The 12,638-nt window shown below is 68.8% G+C and carries 10 protein-coding genes; 2 read left to right on the top strand and 8 right to left on the bottom strand.

Annotation, left to right across the window (positions count from 1 at the left end; all coding sequences use genetic code 11):
* Positions 1-93: 93 nt before the first annotated feature.
* On the bottom strand, positions 94-750 hold the full coding sequence (locus tag ACFXMV_RS04025; RefSeq protein WP_378503632.1) for a GAP family protein: 657 nt from the start codon (positions 748-750) through the stop codon (positions 94-96).
* Positions 751-903: 153 nt separating this feature from the next.
* Here ACFXMV_RS04025 and ACFXMV_RS04020 point away from each other — a divergent pair, with 153 nt between their 5' ends.
* Positions 904-2,127, top strand: coding sequence for an amidohydrolase (locus ACFXMV_RS04020; RefSeq protein WP_378503631.1), 1,224 nt, complete (start codon positions 904-906; stop codon positions 2,125-2,127).
* Here ACFXMV_RS04020 and ACFXMV_RS04015 read toward each other — a convergent pair.
* From ACFXMV_RS04015 to ACFXMV_RS03990, 6 genes are all read right to left on the bottom strand, one after another.
* A complete protein-coding gene (locus tag ACFXMV_RS04015; protein WP_378498151.1) occupies positions 2,124-2,489 on the bottom strand; it encodes a VOC family protein in 366 nt (121 codons plus the stop codon). The two genes, ACFXMV_RS04020 and ACFXMV_RS04015, sit on opposite strands and share 4 nt — an antisense overlap.
* Before the next feature lie 9 nt (positions 2,490-2,498).
* Positions 2,499-3,860 carry a DUF1254 domain-containing protein gene (locus ACFXMV_RS04010; protein ID WP_378498150.1) on the bottom strand — a complete coding sequence of 454 codons (1,362 nt, stop codon included), beginning with the start codon at positions 3,858-3,860 and terminating at the stop codon, positions 2,499-2,501.
* 139 nt (positions 3,861-3,999) lie between these two features.
* Positions 4,000-4,860 carry an LLM class F420-dependent oxidoreductase gene (locus tag ACFXMV_RS04005; RefSeq protein WP_378498149.1) on the bottom strand — a complete coding sequence of 287 codons (861 nt, stop codon included), beginning with the start codon at positions 4,858-4,860 and terminating at the stop codon, positions 4,000-4,002.
* An 85-nt stretch (positions 4,861-4,945) separates the two neighbouring features.
* Positions 4,946-6,598 carry a SulP family inorganic anion transporter gene (locus ACFXMV_RS04000; protein ID WP_378503630.1) on the bottom strand — a complete coding sequence of 551 codons (1,653 nt, stop codon included), beginning with the start codon at positions 6,596-6,598 and terminating at the stop codon, positions 4,946-4,948.
* Positions 6,598-7,503, bottom strand: a complete 906-nt coding sequence (locus tag ACFXMV_RS03995; RefSeq protein ID WP_378498147.1) for an HAD family hydrolase — start codon at positions 7,501-7,503, stop codon at positions 6,598-6,600. Before ACFXMV_RS03995 ends, ACFXMV_RS04000 begins: the two co-directional genes overlap by 1 nt.
* Positions 7,500-9,203: a SulP family inorganic anion transporter gene (locus ACFXMV_RS03990; protein ID WP_378498146.1), complete on the bottom strand. Its 1,704-nt coding sequence runs from the start codon at positions 9,201-9,203 to the stop codon at positions 7,500-7,502. Before ACFXMV_RS03990 ends, ACFXMV_RS03995 begins: the two co-directional genes overlap by 4 nt.
* Positions 9,204-9,343: 140 nt before the next feature.
* On the opposite strand from ACFXMV_RS03990, the gene ACFXMV_RS03985 reads away from it, so the two are divergent.
* Positions 9,344-11,689, top strand: coding sequence for an arylsulfatase (locus tag ACFXMV_RS03985; RefSeq protein ID WP_378498145.1), 2,346 nt, complete (start codon positions 9,344-9,346; stop codon positions 11,687-11,689).
* 63 nt (positions 11,690-11,752) lie between these two features.
* Here ACFXMV_RS03985 and ACFXMV_RS03980 read toward each other — a convergent pair whose 3' ends face one another.
* The gene (locus ACFXMV_RS03980; RefSeq protein WP_378498144.1) at positions 11,753-12,589 is read right to left on the bottom strand and encodes an SDR family oxidoreductase; all 837 of its coding nucleotides are present in this window, start codon (positions 12,587-12,589) and stop codon (positions 11,753-11,755) included.
* Positions 12,590-12,638: the final 49 nt, after the last annotated feature.

Genomic DNA, 12,638 nt, shown 5'->3' with positions numbered 1-12,638 from the left:
ATCATGGCCCAGGCGGGACTGCCGACCGCAGTCGTCCTGGGCTGCACGGCAATCGGCAATGGCCGCGGCACACTGCGACAGCGCTGGCCCGCGCTAGATGAGTGCGAGGATGCCGCGGATGGTGAACAGCGCGCCGAACCCGAGGAACACCCCGACCCCGAGTTCCTTGTTGCGGCGGACCATCCACGACTTCACCCGGTCCAGGCCTCGGCGCGCCCGATCGCCGAGCAGCACGTACGCCCCGATCGGGATCAGGAAGTCCAGCACCGAGGCGAGCAGCAGCAGCACGGTCCCGACGAGCGCCTGCGCCCAGGTCGAGTCGGAGCTCGAGATGATGCTCATGCCGGACAGCATGATGAACAGGTTCGGGTTGAAGTTCGCCAGCACCAGCCCGATCATGAAGGACCGGCGGGGGGTGGCCTCCTCCAGCTCGACCATCCACTTCGGCTTTTCCGCCGCGAGCTTCTTGCGCTGCAGCAGCTGGAACAGGCCGACCACCAGGAACAGCACGCCGACGCCGAGCCCGATCCAGTGCGAGACGGTCTGCGAGGTCGCCGACGGGTCGCCCGCACCGCCGAGCAGTGCCGCCACCCCGATCACGGTGTACACCAGCAGGAACGCGCTGCCGAAGCTCAACGCATTGCGAATCGGGTTGTCCGACTGCAGCAGCAGCACACAGCCGGCGACCGCGGCCGGGGTGATGACCAGCCCGATCATCTGCGGGATCAGCAGCAGTATCAGGTCGCCCATGTCATCCTCCATCGTGCGCGAACGGCGGGCACTGCCGCCGGTGTCGCCGAACGGTAGTCAGGTCGACGGCCCGACGAATCACCCGCCAAGCATGAGACGCGGTCCGACCAACGGTGTTTGACTCGATCGGATCCCTCGAGCGGAAGGACCCCCATGGTCGACACCGCAGCCCTCGTCGAGCTGTACAAGGACCTGCACACCCACCCCGAGCTGTCCTTCCACGAGACCAGAACCGCCGGGATCGTCGCGGACCGTCTGCGCGCGCTGGGGTTCGAGACCACCACCGGCGTCGGCGGAACCGGAGTCGTCGGGACGCTGCGAAGCGGGGACGGCCCGACCGTGCTGCTGCGCGCCGACATGGACGCGCTGCCGGTCGCGGAACAGACGGGGCTGCCGTACGCCAGCACCGCGCGCGGCACCGATCCCGATGGCGTCGACGTACCGGTGGCACACGCGTGCGGCCACGACATGCACGTCACCTGCCTGCTCGGCGCGCTCGCCGAACTTGCCGCGGACCGGTCGCAGTGGCACGGAACGATTCTCGCGGTGTTCCAGCCGGCCGAGGAGCTGGGCGGCGGCGCGCAGGCGATGGTCGACGACGGACTGTTCGACCGGTTCGGCAGGCCGGACGTGGTGCTCGGACAGCACGTGGCCCCGTTTCCCGCCGGCATGCTGGCCATCCGTCCGGGACCCGCGTTCGCGGCGACGGACGCGCTGAAGGTCACGATGTTCGGAAAGGGCGGGCACGGGTCGCGTCCCGAGACCACGATCGACCCGGTGGTGATGGCCGCGTCCACGGTGCTGCGGCTGCAGACCGTGGTGTCACGCAGCGTGGCCGCCACCGACACCGTCGTGCTGACGGTCGGCTCGCTGCAGGCTGGCACCAAGGACAACGTCATCCCCGACGAGGCAGTGCTCCAGGTCAACATCCGCACCTACGACCAGGAGGTGCGCACCAACGTGCTCGACGCGGTCACCCGCATCGTCAACGCGGAGGCCGCGGCCGCGGGGGCCACCCGGACACCGGAGATCAGCCCGATCGACAGCTTCCCCGTTCTGGTCAACGATCCCGCCGCGGTCGAGCGCACCGCCGCGGTGTTCCGGGCGAGGTTCGGCGACGACCGCGTCGTCGATCCCGGCCTGGTGACGGGCAGCGAGGACGTCGGGATCTTCGCGACCGCATCCGGGGCGACCTGCTGCTACTGGCTTTTCGGCGGCGCCGACCCCGAGACGTATCTGGCCGCCGCCGCGGCGGGGACGATCGACCGGGACATCCCGTCGAACCACTCCCCCCGCTTCGCGCCCGTCATCGAGCCGACCCTCAGCGTGGGCGTCGAGGCGTTGGTCGCGGCGGCTCGGGAGTGGCTGAACTGCTAGGTCGAGGACCAGACACCGAGTTCGTTGCCGCTCGGGTCCGTGAAATGGAAGCGCCGCCCGCCCGGGAAGCCGTAGGGGCCGTTGACGACGGTGCCGCCTGCCGCGCGCACGGCGTCGACCGATGCGTCGAGGTCGACCGAGTACAGGAGCACGAACGGTCCGCCGGCGGGCTTGGGCTCGGGCACCTGCAGCAGGCCCCCGACCTCGTCTCCGTCTGCGCCGATGATGCCCGCGTACTGCGGGCCGTACTCGGTGAACTCCCAGCCGAATGCCGAGCGGTAGAAGGCCTCGGATTCTGCGAGATCCGTGACCGACAACTCCACGTAGTTCAGCCGATGATGGTCTTTTCCGGAGGGTGCCATGCCGAAACCCTAGTCCGACTCGACTTCTCGGTCATGGGGAACCTTGACGATGGGCGGGATCTGATACGTCCCGTCGAACACTTCCTGCCGTGGGCTGTACATCCGCAGCAACGGCCGGAAGCCGGCGGTCGGCGTCGGCAGCCAGTTCGCCCGCTCGGTCGGGTCGGCCGGCGCGGTGGCGCTGAGCGTGATGGTCAGGGAACCGTCGTCCGCGTAGACGGGTCCGGGGGTGCGGTCACCGATCGAGTAGCGGTCGATCCCGTTGTCCACCAAATAGAACTCCGGCAGGTCGTACATGGTGATCGACCAGAAGGCGTCCACCGGCGGCGTCTGCTCGAAGGTCAGCGTGTAGCTGCGCTCACCGGTCAACTCGTCGCCGTCGCCGTCGAGATAGACCGGGGCATAGGCGGCCTCGTAGCCGTGGTTGCCCCACAGTCCGCCCATGGCCGCCGCCGCCCGCAGCCCGATCGCCCTGGTGCGGTCGTCGATTCGCCACTCGGGCGAGTTGACGGTGCCGACCTCGAAGTAGTCGTCGTTGTAGTCGAAGGCATGGAAAGGCTGATGCCATCCGTTCACGATGGTGTCGCCGGCCCCGGACTTCAGCGCGGCCACCAGCCCGTCGTGTCCGGCCTTGGCACCGGCCTCGAGAGCAGCGGCCAGTTCCGCATCGGCCTGGAGGTACGGCGACGGGCCCCACGCCAGCAGGCCGAGCGGCTCGAAGGTCGCCTGCAGCGGCAGATCCTGCGCCGCAGGCGGATACGCCTGCAGGCAGAGCCGCAGCTTCTCCCAGAACACCAGTGCATCCGGGACGTTCGGATCCGGGGTCGGCAGTCCCGGGGGCTCGGCCTGTTCGCCGACCGGCGTCAGCGTGAGCTGCTCCTGCAGCGCGCGGACGCAGGGCAGGTCCGCGCCTCCGTTGCAGGCCCACCGGCCCACGATCGAGGCGACCGCCGTCGGGAACGCGATCCTGGTGACGCCTGCCGGCGTCTCCCCCGTCCACGCTGGGGGCGTCAGCAGGTAGCGGCCCGCGGCCGTCCCGGTGGCACGCTTGCCGACGTACGCGAAGTTGTTCGTCCACGCGTCCACGAACTGCATCACGTAGTAGGCGCCGTCGGTGTCCGGGACCTCCAGCAGCAGCGGACCGTTGGTCAGGTCGAGCTGCGCCATCGAGTACACGGTGTCATTGTTGATCGAGACGAAGGTGTCCTTCGGCCCGGCGAGGGAGTCGGCGTGGCTGAACGTGTTGAACGGCGCGGCGGCGTTTGCCCCGACCCCCGTCGTCACGTAGCGGCGCACCTGGTCCAGGTCGAACACGAGGGGAAATCCGTACACATAGGCCTTCGCTGCCAGATCCCTCAGTTCGGTAGCCACAGGACACTTCCCTTCGCCGACGCTACCGCCATGCCACCACGGGAGCCGCCCGACCACCTCACCCGTCTCGTGTGAGTTGCGGTTCCGCCGCTCGTGCGCGTGTCGTATCCCAGTTGGAGTGAGACACGCGCACAGGCGTTTACTTCCAGCGGTGCGCGAGCGCCGAGACCCAGTCGGCGGCATCACCGGGGTCCTCCGGCGGCGCCTCGACGAGCACGAGTTCGCCGACACCCAACTCGGCGAGCGCGGCAACGTCACCGGGGTCGGCTTCCCGGACCGCGACGGACAGCAGTAGCCCGCGCGGGTCTCGGCCCTCCTCCCGGCACAGCTCACGCAGGACGCCGATCCGTTCGGCGACCTCGTCGACGCCTGCGAGGTTGAACCCGTACCACCCGTCTCCCCAGACCGCGACGCGCCGCAGCGCGGCGCCGCTGTTGCCCCCGAGCACCACGGGAATGCGGCGGTCGCGAACGGGTTTCGGGTTGACGCGAACCGCGTCGAAACCGACGAACTCGCCGTCGAACGATGCGACGTCGTCGCGCCACAGCGCCCGCATCTCGGCGACGTATTCCGCGGTGCGCTCGCCACGACGCCCGTACGGGACGCCGAGCGCGGCGAACTCTTCCCGGGACCAGCCAATGCCGACGCCGAGCGTGAGCCGGCCGCCGCTGAGCCGGTCGAGCGTTGCCGCCTGCTTGGCGACCAGCACCGGATTGTGTTCGGGCAACAGGAGCACTCCCGTCGCGATGCCGATGGTGCGCGTGGCCGCGGCGGCGAAGCTGAGCCCGATCATCGGATCGAGCCAGTCCGCGGCGGCGGGCACCGCGATCCGGCCGTCATCGGCGTAGGGATAGCGCGACGCCGATCGGTCGACCATCACCACGTGCTCCCCCGACCACAGGGTGGCGAACCCGTGGGTCTCCGCCGCGATCGCGACCGCGTCGATCACCCCGCGGTGCGCGCCGGTGCCGATTCCCAGTGCGTGCAGCCCCAGTCGCATGGGGCGATCGTCTCACGCACGACGGCGGCGTTCCCGCGATTCCCGCCCGAACTGTGCGCGATCGGTACCCCAACCGGGGTACAAATCACGCACCGGCGCGGAGCGCGTGGACGGCGTCGTCGACGGTGGCGAAGTACCGTCCGGACTCGATGATCTCGCGTCCGCCTGGCACCTTCCGCGCTGTTTCGAGCTCGGAGGCGGGCAGGTCGGCGAAGTACACCGTCACCCCCGCCTCGCCCAGTTCCTGCAGCAGGTCGCGGAAGCCGTGCAGCACGGTGGTCGAGACCTTGTAGGCCCGGGAGACGTCCAACACCACGCTCTTCGACCCCGACGCCAACACCCGGGACTGGATCGCAGCGATCGTCGCCCGCACGTTCGCGGTGTACAGGCCCGAGTTGTGCCGCAGTACAAGCGGTTCCGCCGGCACCATCGGTGCCTCCTCGGGGCCGGCCCGGTAGATGCCGTGCTCGTCCGGCGACAACTGGACGATGTGCGGGCGGTTCAGTTCGCGCAGAACCAGGTACAGGGTGAGGACCACTCCGACGAAGACCGCCGGCAGCAGACCGAACACCAGACCGACCAGTGCGGTACAGAGCGCAATCCAGAACTCCAGGCGGTTGATCTCCCACAAGGTGCGGAATTCGCGGAAGTCGATCAGGCCGAGGACCGCGACGACGATCATCGCGCCCAGCGCGGCCTGGGGCAGATCGTCGAGGATCGGCGCGAGAAACAGCGCCACCGCAACGGCGAGCACCACGGTCACCAGGCTCGCGGCCTGAGTGCGGCCCCCCGCCCGCAGTGCGATCGCGGTCTGCGAGAACCCACCGGCGGGCGGCAGGGCGTGGAAGAACGAACCGGCCACCGCAGCCGCACCGTTGGCGAGCAGTTCCTGGTCCGCGTCGATCTGCGGCTCACCGGTACGGCGAACACTGCGACCGACCGAGACGGTCTCCAGGAACGCCATGATCGCGATGGCCAGCGCACCCGGCAGCAGTGCGCCGAGATCGTGCAGGCTCGGCAGCCCCGGAAGTGGAATACCCTGCGGTACAGGCGGAATCAAGGCCACCCCGTGGTCGGCGAGACCGGCGAACGCGACCAGGACGATCCCCGCCGCGACCACCACCAGCGGTCCCGGGATCCGGGGCACGAATCTCGCCATCGCATACAGCGTGGCGATCGACCCGGCCGCCAGCAGCACCGTGGCCGGGTTCGCGTCCGCGATCTGACGCAACGCCGACCACACGACCTCGAAGAAGCCGGTCGCGTCCGAGGCTTCGGACACGCCGAGGAGTTTCGGGAGCTGGGCCGCCGCGACGGTGAGTCCGACGCCGGCCTTGATCCCGGTCAGCGTTGCCTCGCTGATGTTCTCGATGATCGAGCCCAGGCGCAGGAGCCGGGCCAGCAGCAGGATCACCCCGACCATCAGGGTCAGCGTCATCAACGACGTCTGCGCGTCGTCGGAGCCGGCGGCGATCCCGGCCCCGACCAGCGTCGACGCCGTCAGCACGGCGATCGTCGATGTCGTGGAGACGCTCGCGGTGCGCGAACCGCCGAGCATCGCGTACACGACCATCGGCACCATGCAGGTGTACAGACCGATCTGCACCGGCATGTCGGCGATCGTCGCGTAGGCCATCGCCTGCGGGATCACCACCGCGCCCGCGCTCAGCCCGGCGACGACATCCGCGCGCAGCCAGGACTTCTGGTATCCGGCCAGCGTCGGGGCCAGCACCGGCATTACGCCTCGGCCTCCGGGAACACCGTCGCCCAATCGTCGCGCACGCTGATCGTGGTCCAGCCCTTGTCCGCGGCCGTCCGCAACGCCTGCTCCGCCCCCGTGTCGTAGGCGAACTCACGGTCGGCGTCGTCGTGGTGCACCAGCAGCCGCAGCGCGTCGTCCCGGGCGAACTCGAACATCGGCACGTCGCCGTTCGAGTTGCCGCCCACCAGCAGCGGCTTGCGCCCGATGCGGCTCCAGATGCGGACCGGCTTCTCCGGGCCGTCGTCGTAGAAGCCCATCTCCGGCGCGTAGGTGACGTCACCGTCGGCGTAGCGCAAACCGAGGCTGCTGCCGATGACGCGCTCGCGCGGGATCTCGTACAGGTCCTCGCCGGCCCCCCGCATGAAGTCGCGGTCGCCACCGGAGGCGATGTACGTGGTGAAGCCGTGCGCCTCGAGGTAGCGCAGCAACTCCACCATCGGTGCGAACACGCACCGCGTGAACGGGATACCAAGCGAGGGGTGGGTTCCGGTGCCGAGGAACGCCTTCGCCTGCGCCGTGTACGCCTCGACCTCCTGGCCCGCGGAGGCCCGCACGGTGCCCGCCATCAGCGTCTTCATGTCGGTGTCGTCGCCCGCGTAGTGCTTGTCGATGGCGGCGGACAACCAGCCGAAGTCCTTCTCCAGCACCGCCTTGAACGGCTGCTGCGATGCCAGTGACGGATCGGCCGCCGCCATCTTCTCCCACAGCGCGAAGACGAACTGCATCTGGATCTGCATCGGCTTCTCGGTCCAGAGGGTGCCGTCGTTGTCGAACACCGCGACCCGCTCGGAGGCCGCGATGCCCTGCGCCTCGACGCGGGCGACAAAGTCGACGATGGCGGTGCGGGTCGGCGTGTCCCGCCACAGAACGAGTCCGGTCATCGCTTGTCCTCCAGTCCCTCGAGTGCCCCTGCCACGGTCGGGTACACCCCGACGTTCTTGCCGTCGGATGCGGCCCGCTTCAGGGTGTCCCGGAACTGCCCGATGTCCCGGGCGACCCGCAGCTCGATCCCCCTGCGCCCGAGCGTGTCCCGCAGCTGCATCAGCATCTCGGCGGCGCTGACGTCCACGAACGGCGAGGTCTCCGCGTCGAGCACGACCACCCGCGTCGCGTCGGTGCACAGCGCCTCGATGCTCTCCTTCACGTGGTCGGCGTTCGCGAAGAACAGCCCGGCCTCCACGCGAACCACGACCACGTCGGGGCGGGTGGCCAGGTCGGGGTGCCGCTCGGCGTCGACCCACAGCGAGCCCTCCTTCGCCAGCGCCGCGACGTGCGGGCGCGAGGCCCTGTAGAGCAGCAGCAGCATGGACACCCCGATGCCGATCACCAGGCCGGGCAGGGTGTCGAACAGCAGCACGCCCATCATCGCGGCGAACGCGCCCGCGAAGTCGGCGCGGGCGGCGGGACCGTAGATGCTGCCGAGCCGCTCGGTCCACACCCCGTACAGCCGCTTCATGGCGGAGACGTCCACCAGCTCGATGACCGCGGCGATGACGACCGCAGCGAGGGTGGCCTCCGGCAGCTTCTCGAACAGCCCGGTCAGGAACAGCAGGGTGGCCACGGTGAGCGCCGCGACGACGAGGCCGCTCACCTGGGTCTTTGCACCTGCACCTCCGTTCACGGCGGTCTTCGACAGGCTGCCGTTGACGACCATGCCCGACGTCAGGCCGGAGCCCAGGTTCGCGGCGCCCATCCCCATCAGCTCGCGGTTGGCGTCCACCTCGTAGCCCGCCTTGACGGCATAGGTCTTCGCCGCGCCGAGGCCCTCCGCGAAACCGATCAGCAGCACACCGACCGCGGGCCCGAGCAGGTCCACATAGTCGTCGAAGCCGACTCCGCCGGGCAGGCCGACCGAGGGCAGACCGGAGTCGATGTGCCCGACGATCTCGACGCCCTTGCCGTCCAGGCCGAACACCGCGACCGCCGCGATCCCGAGCAGCACGGCGAGCAGGGAGCCGGGAATCAGCGGCAGCCACCGCTTGAGCCCGAGCACCACCGCGAGGCTGAGCAGGCCGACGGTCAGGGTCCGCCAGTCGGTGTCACCGAGGTGCGTGAGGACGCCCCAGGCCTGCTCGAAGAAGTTGCCCTCGGACTTCTCGACGCCGAACAGCTTGGGCACCTGGCCGATGATGATGGTCAGTGCGAGGCCGACGATGAAGCCCTTGAGCACCGGCTCGGAGATGAAGGACGCGATGAAGCCGAGCCGGATCAGGCCGGCGAGCAGCCCCGCGATGCCGGTGGCGATGGCCACCACCGCAGACAGCGCGATGTACCTGCCGCCGTCGGCGCCGGCTATTGGCGCGATGATGGCCGCCGACAGCGCCGCGGTCGCGGACATCGGGCCGACGACCAGGTGCCGCGAACTGCCCACCGCGGCATAGAGAATGAGCGAGGGGATGGCGGCGTACAGCCCGACCACCGGGGGCACGCCCGCGATCGTCGCGTAGGCCAGGGCCTCCGGCACCAGCACCGCCCACACCGTGAGTCCGGCGATGACGTCGGGCCGGATCCATTTCTTCTGGTAGCCCTGCAGGGAGCCGAACAGCAGCCAGTTCCTGCGCTTGGTCTCCGTCGTATTCACTCTCCGCCTGCCCCTTTCGCCGCAGTCTCCCCATGGTCGGGCATCCGATCGGTGGCCGCTTCACCTCGCGCGGGTGAGGCGGGGTCATACCACCGGGCCGACCATGGGTCCCACGGGCATCCGACTGACAAGGAGCGATCGTGACCAAGGAGTTCAAGGGAACCATCAAGCTCGACGTGCGCGACTCGGTGTCGGACTGGGACGCCTTCCTCCCGGACAAGGCCCCGAAGGGCGCACCGAACGTGCTGGTCGTGCTGTACGACGACACCGGCCAGGCATCCTGGTCGCCGTACGGCGGGCGGATCAACATGCCGACGATGGACCGGCTCGCGCAGAACGGCCTGACCTACTCGCAGTGGCACACCACCGCGCTGTGCTCCCCCACCCGGTCGACTTTCCTCACCGGACGCAACCATCACCTCAACGGCTTCGCGTCGATCTCCGAGTCCTCCACCGGTTTCCCCGGCTACAACTCGCACATCCCGCCGTCGAACGCGACGATGGCGAACGTGCTGCGCGACGCCGGCTGGTCGACGTTCTGGGTGGGCAAGAACCACAACGTCCCGATCGACGAGTGGACCGCGGGGGCGTCGAAGAAGAACTGGCCGCTCGCGCAGGGCTATGACCGCTTCTACGGTTTCATCGGCGGCGAGACCAACAACTGGTACCCGTCCCTCGCCGAGGACAACCACTACATCGACCAGCCGTACCTACCCGAGGACGGCTACCACCTCTCCAAGGATCTCGCCGACCAGGCGCTGAAGATGATCCGCAACGTCAAGCAGACCGAGCCGGAGAAGCCCTGGTACCTGTGGTTCTGCCCCGGCGCCAACCATGCCCCACACCACGCGCCGCAGGAATATATCGACAAGTACAAGGGCATGTTCGACGACGGCTACGAGGCCTACCGCGAATGGGTCGTCGCCCGCATGATCGAGAAGGGCATCCTCCCTGAGGACACCCACCTGACCCCGCTGAACCCGATGCCCGAGGGCACGTTCTCCCCCACCGATGAGGTACGGCCGTGGGGCGAGCTGAACGACGAAGAGAAGCGGATGTTCAGCCGGATGGCCGAGGTGTTCGCCGGATTCTCGGAGTACACCGACGCTCAGGTCGGCCGGATCGTCGACTACCTCGAGGAGTCGGGACAGCTCGACAACACGCTGATCATCTACTGCGCCGACAACGGCGCCTCCGGTGAGGGCAGCCCGAACGGCTCGGTGAACGAGGGCAAGATCTTCGGCGGCTACCCCGACGACGAGGCGCAGAACCTCACGATGGTCGACCAACTCGGCAGCCCGGACACATACAACCACTACCCGACGGGCTGGGCGGCCGCCTTCTCCGCGCCGTACAAGATGTTCAAGCGTTACACCTACCAGGGCGGCGTCTGCGACCCGCTCGTCATCCACTGGCCGGCCGGGTTCAAAGCCAAGGGCGAGATCCGCCACCAATACCACCACTCGACCGACATCGTGCCGACGATCCTCGAGGCGTGCGGCGTCCAGTTCCCCGACACCTACAACGGGGTGGAGCAGACCCCGCTGTCGGGTGTCTCGATGAAGTACTCGTTCGATGCGCCCGCCGACGGTCCCACCACCAAGGAGACGCAGTACTACGAGATGTTCGGCAGCCGCGGAATCTGGCACAACGGCTGGAAGGCGGTGTCGGTGCACGGACCGGTGAGCGGCATGAGCAACTTCGACAAGGACCAGTGGCAGCTGTTCCACACCGACGTCGACCGCGCCGAGGCACACGACCTGGCCGCCGAGCACCCGGACAGGATCGAGGAGCTCACGGCGCTGTGGATGGAGGAGGCCGAGGCGAACAACGTCCTGCCGCTCAACGATCTCCAGATCATCGGCAACGCCAAGGACTATGAGACCTTCCTCGGCATGGAGTTCCACCAGCCGGTGCCGCCGAGTGGGCAGTTCGTCTACTACCCGGGCACCAGTGAGGTGCCCGAGCGGTCGTCGGCGAACGTGCACGGCGTCTCGTACAAGATCCTCGCGGAGGTCGACCTGACACCGGACTCGCAGGGCGTGATCTTCGCGCAGGGTTCGCGTTTCGGCGGCCATTCGCTGTTCATCTCCGGCGGCACGGTCACGTACGCGTACAACTTCCTCGGCATCCCGCCGGAGGACCGCATCTCCGCGCCGGTCCCGACGTCGGGCAAGCACATCATCGGCGTGGAGTTCACGAAGGAGGGCATGGGCCCGAACCGGGAGGGCCTGGGGCCGCTGAAGCTGTACATCGATGACCAGCAGGTCGGCGAGCAGAAGATCCGGACCGTCCTCGGCCACTTCTCACTCTGTGGTGAGGGACTGTGCATCGGGTACGACAGCGCCGACCCCGTGTCCAGCGCGTACCCGGAGCCGCGCTTCGAGTTCCGCGGCGGCGAGATCGTGAAGGTGGTCTTCGACATCGCCGACGACGCATACGTCGACGTCGAGAGCCACCTTGCGGCCGCGATGTCCCGCGACTGACCTGACCCGTCGGCGGTGCCTCCGGATTCCGGGGGCACCGCCGCTGTCGGTGATGCGGTGCGATCAGCCCTCGGAGTCGACGGCGTCGAGCAGCGGCTGACCGATGACCCCCATCGCCGAGGACGCGCCGCCGAGCGCCCACCCTCCGTCGGTGGCCAGGACCACGCCCGACACGTAGTCGGCGAGCGGAGACGCCAGGAACCGGCACACATTCGCGACATCGCGCGGGGTCCCGTACCGGCGCAGCGGAACGCTGTTCGTGACGAGGGCCCGGTCCTCGTCGGTCGGCGCGAGCCGCGCCATCCCCTCGGTCCCGTCGATCGGGCCCGGGATCACGCCGTTGACCCGGACCCCGGCCGGACCCCACTCCAGGGCCAGCACCTTGGTGAGCATGTCGACGCCCGCCTTGGCCGCGCACACATGCGCCTGCGTCACGGTCGGGAGCACGGACTGCGGCGCGGAGATGTTGATGACCGATGCGCCGGGCTTGCGCAGGAACGGGTACGACGCGCGCAAGACGTTGAAGGTACCGAGCAGGTCGATGTCGACGACCGACTTGAACCCGTTGGCCGAGAGCCCCAGCGCCGCGGCGGGAAAGTTGCCAGCCGCACCCGAGACCATCACGTCGAAGTCGCCGAACCGGTCGTGGGCGTCCTTGAGCACGGCCTCGGTCGCGGCGAAATCCCGGACGTCGGCGCTGCCGCCCATGGCCTCGGCGCCGAGCGCGGTGAGCCGCTCGACCGCGGCGTCGACCTTCTCCTGCCTGCGGCTCATGACCGCGACCCGGGCGCCTGCCCGGGCGAAGTCCTCGGCGATACCGAGGTTGATTCCGCTGGTCCCACCGGCCACGAACACGGTCTTGCCGGTCAGATCGATGGACTGAACGAACTCGGTGGCCATGCAAACTCCCTCGGTGTGGAAATAATCGGTACTGCGAATGATTTCTGTC

Source organism: Rhodococcus sp. NPDC059179, assembly GCF_042754885.1.
Taxonomy (GTDB): domain Bacteria; phylum Actinomycetota; class Actinomycetes; order Mycobacteriales; family Mycobacteriaceae; genus Rhodococcus_G.
Note: the sequence above shows the minus strand (reverse complement) of the source record. Positions and strands in the feature narration are given on the sequence as shown.

Excerpts from the sequence above, each read along its gene's own strand:
- ACFXMV_RS03995 (WP_378498147.1), bottom strand. The coding sequence starts at position 7,503 with ATGACCGGACTCGTTCTGTGGCGGGACACGCCGACCCGCACCGCCATC.
- ACFXMV_RS04020 (WP_378503631.1), top strand. The coding sequence starts at position 904 with ATGGTCGACACCGCAGCCCTCGTCGAGCTGTACAAGGACCTGCACACC.
- ACFXMV_RS04000 (WP_378503630.1), bottom strand. The coding sequence starts at position 6,598 with ATGCCGGTGCTGGCCCCGACGCTGGCCGGATACCAGAAGTCCTGGCTG.
- ACFXMV_RS04025 (WP_378503632.1), bottom strand. The coding sequence starts at position 750 with ATGGGCGACCTGATACTGCTGCTGATCCCGCAGATGATCGGGCTGGTC.
- ACFXMV_RS03980 (WP_378498144.1), bottom strand. The coding sequence starts at position 12,589 with ATGGCCACCGAGTTCGTTCAGTCCATCGATCTGACCGGCAAGACCGTG.
- ACFXMV_RS04015 (WP_378498151.1), bottom strand. The coding sequence starts at position 2,489 with ATGGCACCCTCCGGAAAAGACCATCATCGGCTGAACTACGTGGAGTTG.
- ACFXMV_RS04005 (WP_378498149.1), bottom strand. The coding sequence starts at position 4,860 with ATGCGACTGGGGCTGCACGCACTGGGAATCGGCACCGGCGCGCACCGC.